The following is a 19,233-nucleotide window of genomic DNA, read 5'->3' as shown; positions in this document are numbered from 1 at the left end:
AAGAAAAGCATACAATTCATTTTCATTGAAAAGAGGACAAAAATAAACGAGCCCTGCTAAATGCAGCTGACTCGTTTATTTCTTATTCACAAAACTCTAGTTCTCGTCTTAATTCATTTACATATTCTTTTGTTCCAGTGACAATCAGTCGGTCATTCATCTGAAGCTCCGTATCTCCATGAGGGACGATTGAATCATGACCTCTAAAAATCCGAACGAAAATGACATCTCCTGTAAATGGAAATTCTCTTAATGTCATCCCGTCGAAATGTGCATTCATTAAGCGAATCTCATAAAGACCTGTTTCTTGATTGGTTAAAATATTCATTAAGCTAGGTGATTCAATAAGTGCACGGAGGAGAGATTTCTGTGATAGAAGGACAGAAAAGACTTCTATTCCTTTTAATCTTAACGTTTCCTCAATTTCTGGGGTTTCTATTCGAGCAATAACTCGATCCACTCCCAATTCCTTCGCACCAATAGCTAAAGATTCATTTGTTTTTTCATCACCTGTAGATATAACGACAATATCAGCCTCTATCGCCTCGGTCTTAGATATGCTGGCAATAGTAAAGTCAGGAATTTCAACGATATCAAACAAAGATTCAGCAATTTGTTTATCTGATTTTTCCTGCTTCGTATGATAGAGAACCGGTTCATACAATCTAGTTTGTAATTCTCTGTAAACTGGCAAAGTTAATTGATTAGCACCGACAAAGGCGACTTTTAATTTCTTTTCCTTTATCGTTTCTTTTGGCATTAATTTTTTGAAGAATACTGGCGTAATTACACACGTTAGAACCGCTACTAAAATAAGTGTACCACTCATTTCCGCTGTAATTACTCCCATACGCTCTCCAATGGTAGCAGCAGCAATCACTAATGAAAGAGTGGAAGTTAACAAAAAGCCTGAAGCTAGTACAGTCTTCATTTCGTACCATTTCTTTAAAACCAATACAGGAATAACTTTAGATAATAATAAAGCTACTAATAACAATGGAATAAGAAGAAGTAATTTTTCATCACTTAGTAGAGCCCATATATTTAAATCCACACCAACCATTACAAAGAAAATGGGGATTAAAAATCCATAGCCAAATGAATCTAGTTTATGAACAAGTTCTTGATTTGGAGAAAGTAAAGAAACGAGTACCCCGGCTAAAAAGGCCCCTAAGATATTTTCTGCTCCAACCGTTTCCGATACCGCGACTAATACAATGATTAAAGCAAAAACGGCTCTTGTTCCAATCTGTGTTGTTCCTGTTGAAAGACCTGCAACAAACTGGTTATTCTGAAACCTTTTACCAACAAAGTACAGTGCAACACCTGCCGCAAATAATAATAGGAGAAGCCAAGTGTTTCCTTCCCCACCATCATAAAGAGAAACGAAGACAGCTAACAAAATCATCGTGACTAAATCGGCTATAACAGCAATTAGTAAGATAATCTGACCAATATTCGTTTTCATTAAGTTGGCTTCCTTCAAAGTCGGTACAACAACCCCTAATGAAATGGTGGAGATGATCAATGTCATTAAAAAGGCATTCTCTATAAACCCAGCCAAAACAAATAGATAAGATAAACCGAGTGACACGACAAATATTCCAATAAAGGCTATCATAGCAACGGTGAATGTATTTGGTTCTGGCTTTCCATTTGGAAGGGCACCCTTCTTCTTTCCACCTTTAAAAGCAGAAAAATCAATCTCTAATCCACTTAAAAACATTAAGAAGATAAATCCTAAAGTCGATAAGGTCTCTAACCACATATCATCATGAACGATATCAAAACCACTTTTTCCTATAATTAAACCAACAATAATTTCTGCAACCACAACTGGGATAAAATTCAACTTGAAACGATGCAGAAGGATTGGAGTTAAAAAAGCAACTATGATTACAATAACAAGAGATGCAACTGATGCACCATGCTCCATAATAAAATCCTCCTTAGATTAAAATAAGGGCTAACAAAAAAGTATTTTATACTGACTATTGAGAAGAGGAAACATTACTATCTATTATTATTTCAGGACAACTTGGACTAATCTGCTTTTATGAAAAAAATACAGGAAGATTTCAATCCTATCATCTTATTTCAAAAAATTGATTGAACTCTTTATACCCGTTATTATTCCAGATTTAAACGTTTCTCTACTCTATTTAGCTAGTACTGATTATTGTTACTCAAACATTGGATCCAAATCCTTAAAAAATGAAGCTTATACCAACTGTTTCAAATTTATCGCTTTCGTCTCTATCGTTTCCACTTTATTAAAACCACATTTTGTAAAGATTGGATTTTTTTTAATGGTAAGCAACTGTGCTACTTCCCTCCTTCCCTAAACCTTCTTTTTATACTAGCAGAACTTGTACTTGGTTTCATGCATCAAGCCTTATAATAAAATCCTGTACTTATTTTTTGATATTGATTATGACAAGATATAGATATAATTATCGCTCAGGAGGGATACATATGAGACTCGATATTATTGGGGATATACATGGCTGCTACGAGGAATTTAATATACTAACTAAGAAACTAGGTTATGAATGGGACTCAGGCTTCCCTATCCATACAGATGGGAGGAAATTAGCTTTTGTAGGTGACCTAACAGATCGAGGGCCACAATCTTTAAATGTAATTGAAATCGTATGGGGTCTCGTTGTTCAACATGATGCCGCTTATTATGTTCCAGGTAACCATTGCAACAAGCTTTATCGTTATTTTAAGGGGAATAAAGTCCAAATTACTCATGGATTAGAAACAACAGTCGCTGAATATGAAGCCTTATCAAAGAGCGAACAAGCAAGTATTAGGAATAAGTTTATCGAACTGTATGAGAAAGCCCCTCTTTATCAAGTCCTCGACAACCAGAAATTAGTCATCGCTCATGCGGGGATTCGTGGTGATTTAATTGGAAAGAACAATTCGAAAGTGAAAACATTTGTATTGTACGGAGATATAACGGGAGAACAAAATCCAGATGGCACCCCTGTTAGAAGAGATTGGGCAAAAAAATACAATGGTGACCGAATCATTGTATATGGACATACCCCAGTCAGCGAGGTGCGAATCATTAATAATACTTATAATATTGACACTGGAGCCGTTTTTGGTGGTAATTTAACAGCTTTAAAATACCCGGAGTTAGAAATAGTGGAGGTCCCCTCTTCTTTGCCTTTTGTGGCAGAGAAATTTAGGTCAATTGATTAGTTGTCACATATGAAAAGAGGATGCGCTTTAAGCATCCTCTCTATCTTCTAGTAATAGTTGCTGCATATCCATAGGTAAAGCTGCAGTAAAGGAGAAACTTTTTTTCAAAAACGGGTGGTAGAATGATATCTCTCGGCAATGAAGAGCTTGACGGTTAATCAATTCAACCGAACCGCCATATAAATCATCACCTAACAATGGGTGGCCTAAATAAGACATATGCACTCTAATTTGATGAGTTCTTCCCGTATCAAGTTTCAACTCTACATGGGCATGATTAGGAAACTGACTTAATACCTTATACCTCGTACTGGCATATTGTCCATCAGGTCTAACTTCCCTCTCAATGATACTATCTGCTTTTCTTCCAATCGGCTGAACAACTCGGCCTTCTATTTCAGAAAAAGTACCTTCAACCAATGCCTCATATGTTCGATTGACCCTTCCACTTTTTTGCTGCTTACTAAACAAATGATGCACGTGACGGTGTTTAGCAATCAACACGATACCAGAAGTGTCTCGATCCAGTCTTGTGACTATATGTGAGGTTGCTTGTATTTGATTTTTTATATAATAACCAACTAGTCCATTTGCGAGACTCCCAGTTGGATGTTCCCTTGACGGGATAGTACTCATTCCAGCAGGTTTTACGACTATAAGAAGATATTCATCTTCGTAAAGGATGGTTAGAGGGATATTCTCCCCCTTAACCCCCTCACTTGGTACTTCTTCTGGAAAAATAACTTCTAACTTGTCACCCATCTTCAATGGGTACCTGACATTGACTTCTAATTCATTAACCGAAATATATCCGCCTTTGAACTTAATATCCGTTAAAGCGGCCTTAGAAATTTCATGCTCTTTCAAAAACTCTTTAATAAGACTACCTTCATCGCGGGAATCAATATCCCATCTCAATCTAAACCTCGACATGATTTTGGTAACTCCTATCGATTATCAGCGACAAAAGAATCGTGTACTCTTTTCCAAAATGGGAACGGTCTAAATCTTGCAAATCGGATTTTTTCGTCCGCAACTCTGAACTGGATTGATTTTACATCTTTATGAAGTAAGGTCAAATGATCAACTGTTATTTGAAAATCTGTTCGATTCACAGGTTTAAGCATACAAGTGTGATGATTAGGCAGAACTAATGGAGACCCTACCGTTCGAAATACTCGGTTATTAATAGAAGCCATTTCAGCTAATTGGATGGCCGGTAAAGACGGGTGTAATATGGCTCCACCTAATGCTTTATTATAAGCGGTACTCCCAGAAGGAGTTGATAAGCATAACCCGTCACCGCGGAAACGTTCAAAATGCTGTCCTCTAATTTCCACATCAATAACAAGAGTCCCTTCAACACTTTTGACCGTTGATTCGTTTAGAGCTAAGAAGCGGGTTTCTTTTCCACCATGCTGGTAGCGAATGATTCCTTCTAATAAGGGATATTCAATTACTTGATAAGGTGTCTTGGCGATAGCAATGACTAATTTCTCTATTTCCTCTGGTACCCAATCCGCATAGAAGCCTAAATGTCCGGTGTGAACACCAACGAAGGCAGTTCGGTCTAATCGGCTGCTATAACGATGGAAAGCATAAAGCAACGTGCCATCCCCACCAACGGAAATAACAATGTCTGGTTGATCTTCATCATAAGTTAAATCAAAGTCCAGTAGATACGTTCTCATCTTGTGCATTAGCGTGTTCGATTGTGAGTCACCTTTGGAAGTGATAGCAAATTTCATCGTTTATTCTGCTCCTCTATTTGGATATCCGTATCTTCATTCAATAGTTTATTTCCTCATCTTTAGTTATTGCCTTCTTGTTGGGATTCCTTTTTTCTTGTAAAAAAGGCTTGTGCATCTTGTATCTCCCCACGAATAAGAGACATTTCCTCATCTAACCTAAAAGCTGCTTCCGCGGCTCTTTGCAGTCTAACTCTTATATCTTCGGGAATCTGACCTTTATATTTATAATTTAGTGAATGTTCAATGGTCGCCCAGAAATTCATTGCTAACGTACGAATTTGAATTTCAACAAGAATTTTCTTTTCTCCATAAATAGTCTGTACAGGGTAGCTAATGACTATATGATACGAACGATAACCACTCGCTTTATTATAGGAGATATAGTCTCTCTCCTCGACTATTTCAAAATCACTTCGAATTCGTAAGTGTTCCACTACCCTCTTAATGTCATCAACAAACTGACACATCATACGAAGTCCCGCAATATCTTGCATTTCAGTTTCTAATTTATCTAAAGGTATCGCTTTTTGATTTGCTTTATCTAGAATACTGGCAATTGGCTTTACCCTACCTGTAACAAACTCAATCGGTGAATGAGAAGAGTTAAGCTCAAACTGACTCCTCATTCCTTTTAACTTAATTTTCAACTCTTCAACTGCTTGCTTATAAGGTGCTAAAAACTGATCCCAATTCACGTACCTCACCTCATCCGATTCTCTATATTTACTTTTCTTTGTACGGATGAACAGTGGAAAAATCTAAAATGTATCCTCCACTTTCGAAACCATTTCTTCTCCGTAATTACTGTTTCCTTTAATGTTCTCAACTAAATAAGAAAGTTCTTCGTGAAATCCTGTTAACTCCAAAGCCACTTCTTCTTTTTTAATAAAAACGGGCAGGTCGTTATTTAATGCAGATTTCATCGCTGACCAAACTGACTCACCTAGTACGATATATGTATATTCATTGTTCTTTTCTGCAACGTAAATAAACGCAAATTGGTCAGAATCAACGAGCATTTGACCCGTAACTGTTAAATCACTTATCGGTGTGTCCGTCTCTAACAGTAATGTATCTTCATTTAATACTGCATTTGTAACAATAATTTTTTCTCTCATGAATTTCAACCTCCAAGTTCTTCATTATTTTATCATATGTGCATCATTTATCCCACTTTAAGGGGGGGAGAAGTTTAGGAAGTACATTGAAGTTTTATCTAGAAAAAGTGATAATGAAATGAATTGCATTTGAAAGGAAGAGTAGCGTGTCTCAACAAATAGAAATTGAATTTAAAAACTTACTTACTAAAGAAGAGTTTAATCGGTTAAAAGCCTATTTTCATATTGAAGATTCTATGTTCAGAAAGCAAGTTAATCACTATTTCGATACACCTACATTTATTTTAAAAGACAACAAATGTGCTTTAAGAATAAGAGAGAAAAATGATACCTTTGAAATGACCTTAAAGGAGCCATTGAATGAAGGAATCCTTGAGACAAACCAGGTGATCTCTAAAGAAGAAGCCGAAGCTATGATCAGCAATGGGACTTTAGTTGATGGACCTATTAAGAGTCAACTAATGAAGATCGATTTAGACTTTTCTGGACTTACTTACTTCGGTACACTAACCACTGAAAGAGTAGAGTTTGAATACAAAGATGGGTTACTAGTTTTGGATTACAGTTACTATTTAAATCAACACGATTATGAGTTAGAATATGAAGTGAATCAGTATGATTTAGGTCAAGAGATCTATGTCAAGTTGTTACAAGATCAAAATATTCCTATTAGAAAAACACTTAATAAAGTTAGACGATTTTATGAAGCGAAATATAAACAGTTATGAAACTTAGGAGATAAAATATGAACGTCGAAAAATTTAAAATTATGTTTCAATTACAAGCACTTCAAAACTTTCAAAGTACTTCTCCTACATCAAATAGTTCTTCTCTTTTTCAGGAAATGATGGACGAAGTGTTACTAGAGGGTGCAAATCCATTGTTAAATAATCCTACCTTAAAATTAGGAGAAGCAGTTACTAACCCGACTGTTCCTATGAACGGTCTATCAAGTCTTCCTCCACTCAAACTTACTAAGTTAGTCAATCATAAGCCTTCTGAATTTGATGCAATTATTGAGGAAGCAGCAGAAAAGTACAATTTGCCGACCAGCTTAATTAAAACAGTGATTAAATACGAGTCTAATTTTAATCCAAACGCAGTTAGCTCAGCAGGTGCCTCAGGATTGATGCAATTGATGCCTGAAACCGCAAAAGGATTAGGAGTAAAAAACATTTTTGATCCTCGTGAAAATATTATGGGTGGAAGTAAGTATTTACGAAACATGATGGATAAATACGATGGAAACTTGAGACTAGCACTTGCAGCCTATAATGCGGGGCCTGGCAATGTATCAAAGTACGGTGGAATCCCCCCGTTTAAAGAAACACAAAACTATGTAGCTAAAATTACTCGTGATTTAGTTTAAAAAAGATGGCTTTTTTATAAATAAATGGTTGCTCTTATTTAGAATTGAACCACTGAGTGGATTGGAGCGGAAGGCACTTGACTCCTACGGGATATAGAGGAAATGTCGAGACCCCGCAGCCGGAACGGCGAGGAGGCTCGACTTCCTCCCCGAGGAAAGCAAGTGCCTGGAGCGTAAAGGAACGGACAAAATAGTTTTATACAAAAAAGAATGACAGTCTTATCGACCCCAAGTATAAATTTGACAAATAAATTCTCCATCTGTTGTTTGTAACAGATGGACTTTTTGTGTACATTAAATAAAAGATTGATTAAAGCTTACAAGATTTTAACGTGATTCTATCGATTCATTGTAAAAAACACTTTACTCTTTTTCTTCCTATTTATAATGTATCTGAGCCTATTGTTTGAGATATCATTTACTCATTGATAAAATAAAGAAAACTCAAGTGATTGGTAAAAATTTTACTATCGACTTTTACATCAGGCCCTTAGTCCATTTAATATGAAGAATAACTTAAATGAACTTGCACTTATTACTTCGTGTACTTCTTGATGAAACAATATACTAAGAACAAATTTTTAAACTCACTCATTAAAAGGAGTTTTTTACATGAACGAGAAAATGACTACACCATTTACGGAAATCGGTGAGGAAAAGTTACACCGTTTAATAGATATTTTTTATAGTCATGTTAGCAAGCATCCGGATTTAGCCCCTATTTTTCCTGATGACCTAACAGAAACGGCTAGGAAACAAAAACAATTTATGACTCAATATCTTGGTGGTCCACCTCTTTATACATCTGAACATGGACATCCAATGATGCGTGCACGACATATGCCCTTTGAAATTACGGAGACTCGTGCTAAAGCATGGTTATCCTGTATGAATCAGGCAATGGATGATGTTGGCTTGGAAGGACCATTTAGACAAGATTTCTTTTCAAGATTAGTCCTCACTGCCCAACATATGATTAATACAGAAGAAATGGCTAAACCTGAGGGTGAGCATTCGTGAAGAATCGAGAAACCATGAACGAATCAACATCTTCCCATTATTGTCACGGCAATGAAAAAAAGCCGATTGAGATTTATTTGTTTATCGACCCACTCTGTCCTGAATGTTGGGCACTAGAACCTATTATTAAGAAGCTTCAAATTGAATATGGGCGCTATTTTTCAATAAAGCATGTGTTGAGCGGTCGTATTGCTACATTAAATTTAGCAAGAAAGCAAAAGTTTGAAACGATTGCAGACCTTTGGGAGAAAACGGCCAGTCGAACAGGAATGTCATGCGACGGCAGTCTATGGTTTGAAAATCCGGTATCATCTCCCCATATTGCATCTGTCGCTATTAAGGCCGCTGAACTCCAGGGAAGACGAGCTGGCATCCGCTTTTTAAGAAAATTACAAGAACGGTTATTTTTAGATAAACAAAATATCTCTAATTTTGATGTATTAAAAGAATGTGCAAGAGAAGCAGGGTTGGACGTAACGGAATTTGTAACGGATATCCATTCTGAAAGTGCTGCAAAGGCCTTTCAATGCGACCTGAAGATTACAGCAGAAATGGACGTACAAGAAATACCGACACTTGTTTTCTTTAACGAAAATATTGAAGAAGAAGGAATTAAAATAACCGGATATTACCCGTATGAAATATACGAACAAATTTTAGAGGAAATGTTACCAAACAAACCTGAAAGATGCTCTCCTCCCCCTATTGAGGCATTTCTAAAATACTATCAGCTCGTTGCTTCAAAGGAAATAGCTGTCGTTTATAATATGAGCGTGACTGAAGTCGATAGGGAAATGAAAAAGCTTCAGTTAAAGCAATTGGTTGAGCAAGTTCCTGCTAAGTACGGAGTATTTTGGCGATATAATGATTTGTAATGAACGTGCTTATTATAAGCACGTTTTTTTAAAAAAATGTGATACAGCGAAAAAGGCCTTGCAAACCGGTTGTCTGCAAGGCCTTTTTCTATATTAAATACGAACAAAGGGGATGGGAGAAATTTTCACGGGTCAAACAAAGGGGTATATGTTTGTTAGTGATAAACTTCACATATAAAATATATCATGATTTAAAATCAAATGACAAGAAGTTTGTGTTTCATTTCACAATATTGTCAAAATCATAGTATGTTTACAGGGACAACTGAATACATTATAGTAACGAATCAGATTGTCCCTATTATTTCCCCAAAAGTAAAAGGAGTTGGTAAGAATGCAAAAATTCAATTTATGGCTAATTCTTTCATTCATTATAATATCTTTTTGCTTAAATATTTTAGGGTTAATGAATTTATTACCAATCCTAATTACTTCTCCTATTCTTTTTATTTCTTTTCTTGTGTTCTTCAACTTTTTAAATAATCGAAAAAGGTTTAGAGGGTTTTGAAAGCACTAGTTCCTTGTTAACCCGCAATCTGATGACTCTGTTGTTGTTTTAGTCTTTGTTTTTTCGATTTTCTAAAATGGAATAGCTCATAAATACATGGGATGACAATTAATGTTAGTAATGTTGCCATTGCTAAACCACCGATAACTACAACCGCTAAGTTTTGTGATACTAAATTTCCTGTTTCGGCTTTTTTAAATAATAGCGGTAACATAGCACTAATGGTAGCTACAGCAGTCATAATAATGGGACGCATTCTTGTAGCCGACGCTTCCACTATTGCATCACGAATTATCATGGTTTTCTCATTTTGTTTCACACGATCTAATAGAACGATAGCATTTGTTACGACAATTCCAATTAACATTAAAGCCCCTAATAGAGAAGTGATATCAACCGAAATTCCACTTACTAATAGCCCTAAAATAGCTCCGATAGCGGCTAATGGTAAAGAGAATAGAATAGCAATTGGTGCTCTAAACGATTTAAATGTGATAACCATGATTAAGAATACTAAACCTACAGAGATAAACATGGTCATAAATAAGTCTGTAAAGTCATCCGCCTGTTGTACACTTGCTCCACCAATGAAGACCTCTACGCCTTCTGGAAACTCCATCTCTTTGTTCTCTTTCTTATCCCCATATATTGCAAGAGTAATTTCTTTATTAATATCTGATAATTTAGCTGGGTCAACAGATACCGCTAATTGTAGATAAGTTTCACCGTCTTTATGGAAGATAGTTGTTGGTTTATCTTCTTGGACAAGTGTAGCCACTTTAGATACGGGTACCATTCCTGTAGCAGTCATAATCGGTGTTTCTTCTAAATCTTCTGTAGACTTTGTATCCATGATTGGCTCAAGAATCACCATTGTTTGCTTTTCATCTAACGTAACCGTACCGATAGGAGTTTTATTTAACATAACTCCTAACTGTTGAGCCACTTGTTCTGTGTTGCCTTTTGTAGGGTCAACTTTTAAAGAATAGACCGTCTTCTTCTCATCTTGGTTTGTTGTTACTTCTTCAATTCCCTTAATATCTTTTATTTTTTCTTCAATATCACTAGCAGAAGCTTCTAAATCAGCAATATTATCTCCCACTATATCAATAGTAATATTAGTACTTGCTGCACCCATCATAAAGGAAGCTGGAGCTGCAGTGAATTTTGCATCCGAGTAGCTGTTACCAATCTCCTCGATTTCTTTTATCATTCGATCGGTATCATCTTGATTTTTTAATAAAATCGTAAAGTTTGCCTCAGTAGGAGGGCTAATCCAACCACTCTTAGCTGCTTCGGCTGTGCTACCTACTTGTGTGAATAAGTATTTAATTTCTTCTTTCTTTAAGACTTCCTCTTCGAATTTCAGTGCATTTTCTTTCACTTCTTCAATCGGTGTGTTTACTGGATAACTAAGAGTTACAGCTACTCCATCCGCTGTTGAGTTATCAACTGCACCTTTCGGCATCATAAAATATGTCACAATCGATCCTGCAAATAATATAAAGGCTAGTGATAAAACGACCCATTTATGATTTAAGGACCATGTCACCAATTTCGTAAAGCGAACAGCTGGCTTATGTTCAGGCAACTTAGTCGTTTTAAGTAACCCTGCACTCATAAGAGGTACAACGGTAATCGCCACAATCAATGATGCTAGTAAAGAATACGTTACGGTTAAAGCAAAAGGTAATAAAAATTGTTTCAGACTCCCATTTACAAAGCCAAGTGGTAAAAATACAGCCACCGTAGTTAACGTAGAAGCTGTAATGGCTACGCCCACTTCTTTTGTCGCATCAATGACCATCTGAACAGAGAACTTTTCTTTTTGCATTTTACGGAAAATGTTTTCAATTACTACGATACTATCATCTACTAATCGTCCTACAGCAACAGCAACCCCACCAAGAGTTAAAATATTTAAGGTAACTCCTGAGCGAGATAGTAAGAACAACGTAAAACATAATGATAACGGGATTGAGACAATTGTAATAAATGTTGATCGAATGTTTCTTAAGAAAATCATAATCACAATCGTTGCAAATAATGCACCAAGAAGAACTTCCTTTACCATTGAATGAACAGAGGATTCAACCATTTCTGCTGAAGTCACATAGATAGTTGCTTCTAAGTTGTCATACTCTTTATTTATTTCTGCTGTAAGTTTGTCAATGTCTTTACTAACTTTTACTGCATTAGAGTTACTATCCTTTGTTATCGCAATATCAATAGTATCTTCCCCGTTAAAACGGCTGACTACATTTTCTGGTTTACTTAACTCTATCTTTGCTACATCCTCTAAATTTACCCCAGGTGCTACTGACAGTTTCTTTAATTTATCGAGACTTGTTAAATCACCGATCACTTTAATATTACTTGTTTTATCATTAATGATCTTTTCTCCTAAAGCAACTGCTGTGTTCTGCCCTTGAAGAACTCCCATCACACTTTGAATAGGGATTTGCTTCTTCGTCAGTTCCTCATTATCAAGCTTCACTGACACGAATGATTCCTCTGTACCAGAGACTTGTAAGCCGGAAACTCCTTTAATGTCCTTATACTTTGGTTCAATTTTTTCTTTAATAAACTTAATATTTTCTGGTGTGATTCCATCTTTAAAAGTAATTGCAATGAGTGAAACTGGTATTGCTGATGTATTCAATTGTGTAATGGAAGGCTTCAAGACGTTTGGTGGTAGGGAAACATTCGATAATGCTTCACTTACTTCTTGTTTGGCTTGCTTCATGTCGGTTCCTGATTCAAACAAAATATCAATCTTTGAAAATCCATCCCCAGTAGTAGAGTAGGTTGACTTTTTTCCCTTAACTCCAGCAACAGCCCTTTCTAATGGTGAAGTGACTTCTGTTTCCATTGTATTTGAATCTGTTCCTTGCCCTACCGCTACAATCGTAACTTGTGGATTATCAGCTGATGGTAAGAATTCCATTGGGAGAGTAAAGTAACTTACTACCCCTATTATGAGAATGAGGACTGTCATTAATGAAACAGCCGCGTTATTCCCAAATGACCATTTGGTTATATGTGACATATAATTTTTTCCTCCTATTCAAAATATATCCATTTAATAACAACTTCTGAATAATATCATGGTTAAATAAAATTAAAAATAGCTTTCATAGAAATTAAACGAGATTTAAACATTGTTTAAGATTTGTTAATAATTGGCTCTTTTTTAAAACTTTGTGAAATCAGCCTAATAAATTTAACCAGGAAAATTTACCCTCCTAACCAGACTCACTATACATGATTATAGAAAAAGAAAAAAATGATTAGTAGTGACCTCAGTCATTTAAATGGTAAAAATTTCAGGGGACACTTCTCGCATCGATTGTTATATTGGGTTGGTTTCATTAAGTTTGTCCGTTGATTTCCGCTCCAATCAACTAAATGCCTATAAATAAAGCAACAACTTCACAAAAAAGAGACTTTTACAAACAAAAAAGACCAAACCACCTATAGGTTTGATCTTTTTCAACATCATTTTATGAAAGTAAACTTTCCATTTCGTTTAGTTTTTCTTCGAATACTTTACAAGCATCTTCGATTGGTTTTGAGCTAGTCATATCAACACCAGCTTTTTTCAGCACTTCAATTGGATAGTCTGAGCTTCCGGCTTTTAAGAACTCTAGATAACGGTCTACAGCTGGTTGACCTTCTTCTAGAATTTGTTTGCTTAATGCTGTTGCAGCACTAAACCCTGTAGCATATTGGTAAACATAATAGTTGTAATAGAAGTGAGGAATTCTTGACCATTCTAGACCGATTTCCTCATCAATCACAATATCTTCACCAAAGTATTTTTTATTTAATTCATAATATTCTTTTGTAAATAATTCAGCTGTTAAAGCTTCATTATTTTGTGCTTTTTGATGGATTAGATGCTCATATTCAGCAAACATTGTTTGACGGAAAACTGTACCTCTAAAGCCTTCTAAATAGTGGTTTAATAAATACAAACGTTTCTGCTCATCATCAATTGTTTTTAGTAGGTAGTCATTTAATAGAGCTTCATTACATGTTGAAGCTACTTCTGCTACGAAGATTGAGTAGTTTCCGTATGCGTATGGTTGATGTTTACGTGTGTAATAGCTATGAACAGAGTGTCCAAATTCATGAGCAAGAGTAAATAGGTTATTCACGTTATCTTGCCAGTTCATTAAAATATATGGGTTCGTTCCATATGAACCTGATGAATAAGCTCCACTTCTTTTTCCTTTATTCTCATAAACATCTACCCAACGATTATCAAAGCCTTCTTTTAGTACATTTTGATAATCTTCACCTAAAGGAGCTAATCCTTTTAAAATAAGGTCCTTCGCATCAGCATAAGGAATTTCCATTTTTACATCTTTTACAAGCGGTGTAAATAAATCATACATATGAAGCTCATTTAACCCTAACACTTTTTTACGTAGTTTTACGTAACGGTGTAATAAATGCAAGTTATCATTAATGGTATTAACTAAGTTTTCATAAACCTTTTCAGGAATATTGTTTGCTGCTAAAGCCGCATGACGAGCAGAATTATAATTTCTAACTCTTGCGTTGAAATTGTCCTTTTTAACTGTTCCACTCAATGTACTTGAGAACGTGTTTTTATACTTACCATACGTATCGTAAACAGCTTTAAATGCGTCTTTACGTACTCTTTGGTCTGTACTTTCTAAGAAACGAATGTATCTTCCATGAGTAATCTCTACATCTTCGCCATTTTCATCTTTAATATGAGGAAATTCTAAATCTGCATTATTTAACATTCCAAACGTATTGCTTGAAGCGTTCATCACTTCAGAAGCTTGAGCTAAAAGTGCTTCCTGTTCAGCAGATAATACGTGTGGTCTTTGTAAATTAATTTCTTTTAAAGCTTGCTCATACAATTTTAATTCTTCTTTTTCCTTAAGGAATCCATTTACTTTTTCTTCGTCAATAGCTAGAATTTCTGGAACAATGTAAGCTAACGCACTAGCCACTTGTGAGTAGAGATTTTTAATACGGTCATCAAGACCTTGGAAAAATGAATTCGTTGTATCTTGATCATAACGCATATGAGCGTATGTATATAGCTTACCAATTCTCTCTAAAATCTCATCCTGATACTGTAACGCTTTATAAAGAGTTTCTGCACTCTCACTTAGTTTGCCTTGATACGTACCGATACCAGGGATTAGATTACTAACCTCTTGATACTCTCTTTCCCATGCTTGGTCTGTAAGAAAAATATCTTCTAGTTTCCATGTATAATCTAAATTAATCTCACTTCTAGTTGGAAGTTTCTTTACCGCTGTTTCGTTTGTCATACATGACCCTCCATTTCAACATTTCGCTTTACGAAAAATATTACATCCTTTAATTTCTACTTTTCCTTCTAATATTCCTTCTTTATTAGTGACTGTTTTCACAATGATTTTATAAATACCAAAGGACACCTCCTATAGTTTATGTCTATTCAATCGTAAACATTTATAATAAGCTTTTTTGTTCAGAATTAATTTCAAAACCTCTCTCTAGAAGAATTCGTCGTAATTAAGGGGTATATTAAATTTTCTTCTACTTGTAATTCATCCAGGGTCTTAGGAATCACAATGGTTTGCTTACATATATACGTGTTTGAATTAATTTTCTCTAAAACACTTAATTGTTCTAGCTTCGATAAATAATCAATTACAAGACATGGCAGTATAGCTTTGTCAATGCAAGGTAATTCCCTTACCTTTATCTTCTTCAGCCTAATTCTCTTTATAAAATTTAAATAAACGTTATGATAGGTTATTTGACTTCCCATCTGTTTTCCAAGCAAATTATCAATAAAAAAATAAGCCTGCCAAATTAGTGGGGGTGTCTCAATCATATAGCTCTTACCTAAAGGAATACCAATATAGGGGGGTAATAACAAAGGATTTAGCTGATGCTGATACAGTTCTTTCAAAAATGGATCCTGAAAAGCCTGTTTACTCGTTAAAATAGTTGTTTTTAGCCTTTTCATTTCTTCTCTCCAGCTTATAAATGATAAATGATTTTTTACACTAGGATTGAAAAGCTCGGATAAAGGTACGTTCTCTAAAGAAGTGATTGCTAAATGAGCAAAAGTATTTCGAGTGGTAATGGGCTGTAGATGAGTTAATGTTACCCATTGGTTAGCGTTTGGACAGTAGGAGTGTAGGTAAGAATTTGAGGAATACGTTGTTTGAACGAACAAATAATGAAAGTTAGAAAGAGAGAGTTTATATTGCTGCCTTCTATTAATGTTTTTGCCACCAAGGATCCATATCGGAATTAGTTGGTGACGCTTATAATTTTTCGTTCTTTTTATAAAGATTTCTTCACTAATAGTCGAACACTGATATTCTATGCAATACGTTTTTCCTTCATATAAAAAGGTGATATCAGGCCTTTGTTTAATAATGGGATAGTATGTTTCTAGTTCCGCTGGTATTCCTTTACTTCTTAACCATTTATATAACTTTAGTTTCCCCAACATATGATACTCAGACTCCCGGTCATATTGTTCGGTACATTCAGATCCTCTTTCATGCGCAAAATGCCAAATTCTTTTTGACCCAGTCTTTAAGATCACCTTCTCTTCACACTGTGGGCAATAAAATGTTTCTGTCTTTTTTATGTGAAGCAATTGGTCTTTGTTCTTCACTTCACCTAATGAAAGCATTTCTCCGCCCTTCTTTTTAGCGGTAAGCAAGCAAATTCACTCCTTTCGTTCAGAGTTTACATTCTCCCTTAAGGCTGTAAATACCTCCAAGAAAAAATAAAAACTGAGTCTTTATTTAGACCCAGCTTTACAATAATGGTGAAAGTAATCTTGAAGTAGATTCAAGGATTCTTAGACCGAAATGCCTTTTATTAAATTCACCCATTTGAATTTGATTGGTATCTTCTAAATCCTTTAAAAATTCCTGAACGAGCTTCTCTGTACTTCTAGTTTTATAAAGGAAAGCATTCACTTCAAAATTCAAGTGGAAACTACGCATATCCATATTCGATGTACCAATTGATGCAAGTTCATGGTCAACGATAATAAATTTACTATGCATGAACCCTTTCTTATACTCATACACCTTTACCCCCGCCTCAAGCAACTCTGGAAAATAAGAGCGAGATGCATGGAATACAATTCTCTTATCGGGTTTTTGTGGTACTAGAATACGTACATCAATTCCACTTAAAGCAGCAATCTTAATGGCTGAGAAAATATCTTCATCTGGGATAAAATAGGGTGATGCAATCCAAACTGACTCTTTCGCTGAGGTAATCATAGAAAAGAATATATTCTTAATAACACTCCACTCATTATCAGGTCCACCCGCAATTAACTGGACCCCTCCATGAATATTTTCCTCAAGCTGAGGTGATAAATATTCGGCAGTCAAGAAACTCTCATTCGTCATGTAATACCAATCCTGTAGAAATATTAGCTGTAATGTTCTAACAGCCTCCCCTTTTAGCCAAAGATGGGTATCTCGCCAAAAACCAAAGTGTTCATCCTTACCTAAATACTCGTTACCTATATTTAACCCACCCATGAACCCAATACTTCCATCAATCACAATAATCTTTCTATGATTCCTAAAATTAAATTTACTATTTAATACAGGCATTCTCACAGGACCGAATGGTACCATACCGATCCCTTCTCTCCTCATTTCCTCTACATAGCGACTAGACAGTTTCCATGAGCCAACTGCATCATATAAAAAACGAATCTTTACTCCTTCTCTAGCCTTTTCAATTAGTACTTGCTTAATTTTTTCTCCAAGTTCATCATGGCGAACAATATAATACTCCAAATGAATATGATGTGTGGCTCCTTTTAAAGCCTCGAGAATATTCGAAAAAGTTTCTTCCCCATTTGTTAATACTTTTGTAGATGTTCCAAAGGATATAGGGCTATTTCCAAGCTTTTGAGCTAAGTAAAAAAGACGTTTTTGATCCTGATCCATCTGATTTACTTTTTCTACACTTTTTGGGTCATTTTCTCCCCCAAACTGTAGGAAAGCTTGTTTATCAAGAAAATACTTTCTCCTAAACATTTTTTCCTTTCGATAATTCCTACCAAATAACAAATAGAAGATAAAACCTACTAACGGGAAACTGCCAAGAACGATAAGCCAAGTTAGGGTTTGAGTCGGATGGCGGTTTTCAAAAAATATGATAAAACCTATAAAAACAACGGATAGTGTGATAACAATACTAAAGTATCTTAACCACCCTCCACTTAAGTAATGCGGGAATAGAAAGTAGAAAGAAACAATTGCCCCTAAAAAAATCATAACTCTAACTGTATTTTTCATTTCGTTTCACCTTCTATAACTGACATGAAATTTAGATTTAATATTTTATTGATTTCCCTTAAAAAGTTAGTATTAAACAAGCTGTCTAATCTGAGTCTTATTTTAGAATGGCTGAATACAAAAAACCGATTTCATTACTGAAATCGGAAGTTTATTTGAAGTACTTTCTAAGCTCAGAGAATACATTTTCTGAAATAATAAGATTCCCGTATTCTTCTACACGATGAATCGTTGTTTGAGTCTCCTGGCCATATTCAAGTAGAATGCTTAGGCTGTTATCAATTTCATCTTCATCATATTGATTTTCAGGGAACTCAACAAATAAATAATATTTGCCTTCAAAGTTAAATAACTTTGTCATAAGTGAATCTAAAATATTTCTGTTTGATAGTGAGATTAGATCTTCAAAGTCTTTAAAAGTAATAAGGAATTCAAGCGTATCCTCATAAGGTTCATCTTGTTCATTGTTTTTCGAATTGAAATGCTGGTCTAATAACTCCTCAATTCGTTCATCAACAGGAAGGTCCCTCAGCTTTTCATCGGATAGTGGTAAATCAAATTTTTGTCCATCCTTCGTTAATTGAGCTTTTGTTACTAATACCTCAAGCCCTTTATCTAATGCCTGAACCTGAATCCAAAGAGGTCCTTCAATAATAAAGTCCTCTTCTTGATGAACTTCATCCATCATTTCCCAGAAAAGTTCTTCACTTCTCTCACGATTGTACCAAATCTCCTCACGGTCAAAGCCTCTTTCTTCTATATCACCGTATGAAATATAAAACTTCACGGTATTATCGTTAATACGTTCAATCTCCACCAGTAACCTCTCCCTTCTTGCATTATTGGAAGGGACTATATACCCCCATGCAGAAACGTGTTACCCTTTACCTTCATATTTATCAAATTACTGTAAAATTATGTGGTAAATAGTATTGTTACCTTGTACTTTTATTTTATGACAAACAGAGAGGAAAGGGAAATAAAATTGTTCAATTTTCGAAAAACCATCTCATGCCTATGAAACATAGGTACATAAGGTTATTAATTAGTAA

The 19,233-nt window shown here is 35.3% G+C and carries 16 protein-coding genes; 6 read left to right on the top strand and 10 right to left on the bottom strand.

What is annotated here, in order from left to right; genetic code table 11:
• Positions 1-82 precede the first annotated feature (82 nt).
• The gene (locus tag SM124_RS01275; protein ID WP_322444672.1) at positions 83-1,936 is read right to left on the bottom strand and encodes a monovalent cation:proton antiporter family protein; all 1,854 of its coding nucleotides are present in this window, start codon (positions 1,934-1,936) and stop codon (positions 83-85) included.
• Between the two features lie 539 nt (positions 1,937-2,475).
• Between SM124_RS01275 and prpE the strand changes: the two genes are divergently transcribed.
• Positions 2,476-3,216, top strand: coding sequence for a bis(5'-nucleosyl)-tetraphosphatase PrpE (gene prpE / locus SM124_RS01270; RefSeq protein WP_322444671.1), 741 nt, complete (start codon positions 2,476-2,478; stop codon positions 3,214-3,216).
• A gap of 27 nt (positions 3,217-3,243) precedes the next feature.
• Here prpE and SM124_RS01265 read toward each other — a convergent pair whose 3' ends face one another.
• The 4 genes from SM124_RS01265 to SM124_RS01250 form a co-directional block, all read right to left on the bottom strand.
• Positions 3,244-4,149 (bottom strand): RluA family pseudouridine synthase, encoded by a 906-nt coding sequence (locus SM124_RS01265; protein ID WP_322444670.1) that lies wholly within the window; start codon positions 4,147-4,149, stop codon positions 3,244-3,246.
• Between the two features lie 14 nt (positions 4,150-4,163).
• Positions 4,164-4,964, bottom strand: coding sequence for an NAD kinase (locus tag SM124_RS01260; protein ID WP_322444669.1), 801 nt, complete (start codon positions 4,962-4,964; stop codon positions 4,164-4,166).
• Between the two features lie 62 nt (positions 4,965-5,026).
• A complete protein-coding gene (gene yjbM, locus SM124_RS01255; RefSeq protein ID WP_322444668.1) occupies positions 5,027-5,662 on the bottom strand; it encodes a GTP diphosphokinase in 636 nt (211 codons plus the stop codon).
• Between the two features lie 63 nt (positions 5,663-5,725).
• A complete protein-coding gene (locus tag SM124_RS01250; protein ID WP_322444667.1) occupies positions 5,726-6,085 on the bottom strand; it encodes a UPF0738 family protein in 360 nt (119 codons plus the stop codon).
• 146 nt (positions 6,086-6,231) lie between these two features.
• Here SM124_RS01250 and SM124_RS01245 point away from each other — a divergent pair, with 146 nt between their 5' ends.
• From SM124_RS01245 to SM124_RS24160, 5 genes are all read left to right on the top strand, one after another.
• Entirely contained in the window at positions 6,232-6,813 is a 582-nt protein-coding gene (locus tag SM124_RS01245) for a CYTH domain-containing protein (protein WP_322444666.1), read from the top strand.
• Between the two features lie 17 nt (positions 6,814-6,830).
• Positions 6,831-7,454, top strand: a complete 624-nt coding sequence (locus SM124_RS01240) for a lytic transglycosylase domain-containing protein (RefSeq protein ID WP_322444665.1) — start codon at positions 6,831-6,833, stop codon at positions 7,452-7,454.
• A gap of 612 nt (positions 7,455-8,066) precedes the next feature.
• Positions 8,067-8,474 carry a globin domain-containing protein gene (locus SM124_RS01235; RefSeq protein WP_322444664.1) on the top strand — a complete coding sequence of 136 codons (408 nt, stop codon included), beginning with the start codon at positions 8,067-8,069 and terminating at the stop codon, positions 8,472-8,474.
• Positions 8,475-8,488: 14 nt separating this feature from the next.
• Positions 8,489-9,349, top strand: coding sequence for a ClpXP adapter SpxH family protein (locus tag SM124_RS01230; protein WP_322445034.1), 861 nt, complete (start codon positions 8,489-8,491; stop codon positions 9,347-9,349).
• A 334-nt stretch (positions 9,350-9,683) separates the two neighbouring features.
• Positions 9,684-9,857 (top strand): hypothetical protein, encoded by a 174-nt coding sequence (locus SM124_RS24160; RefSeq protein ID WP_507185120.1) that lies wholly within the window; start codon positions 9,684-9,686, stop codon positions 9,855-9,857.
• Positions 9,858-9,873: 16 nt separating this feature from the next.
• On the opposite strand, the gene SM124_RS01225 is transcribed toward SM124_RS24160, so the two are convergent.
• From SM124_RS01225 to mecA, 5 genes are all read right to left on the bottom strand, one after another.
• The gene (locus tag SM124_RS01225; protein WP_322444663.1) at positions 9,874-12,906 is read right to left on the bottom strand and encodes an efflux RND transporter permease subunit; all 3,033 of its coding nucleotides are present in this window, start codon (positions 12,904-12,906) and stop codon (positions 9,874-9,876) included.
• A 454-nt stretch (positions 12,907-13,360) separates the two neighbouring features.
• Entirely contained in the window at positions 13,361-15,175 is a 1,815-nt protein-coding gene (pepF, locus tag SM124_RS01220; protein WP_322444662.1) for an oligoendopeptidase F, read from the bottom strand.
• Between the two features lie 194 nt (positions 15,176-15,369).
• Positions 15,370-16,572 carry a competence protein CoiA gene (locus SM124_RS01215; RefSeq protein WP_322444661.1) on the bottom strand — a complete coding sequence of 401 codons (1,203 nt, stop codon included), beginning with the start codon at positions 16,570-16,572 and terminating at the stop codon, positions 15,370-15,372.
• A gap of 97 nt (positions 16,573-16,669) precedes the next feature.
• A complete protein-coding gene (cls, locus tag SM124_RS01210; RefSeq protein WP_322444660.1) occupies positions 16,670-18,181 on the bottom strand; it encodes a cardiolipin synthase in 1,512 nt (503 codons plus the stop codon).
• A gap of 151 nt (positions 18,182-18,332) precedes the next feature.
• On the bottom strand, positions 18,333-18,998 hold the full coding sequence (gene mecA / locus SM124_RS01205) for an adaptor protein MecA (RefSeq protein ID WP_322444659.1): 666 nt from the start codon (positions 18,996-18,998) through the stop codon (positions 18,333-18,335).
• Positions 18,999-19,233: the final 235 nt, after the last annotated feature.

It is taken from the genome of Robertmurraya mangrovi (assembly GCF_034427655.1).
GTDB lineage: Bacteria > Bacillota > Bacilli > Bacillales > Cytobacillaceae > Robertmurraya_A > Robertmurraya_A mangrovi.
The sequence above is the reverse complement of the archived record's forward strand: the minus strand, read 5'-3'. Positions and strand labels throughout refer to the sequence as shown.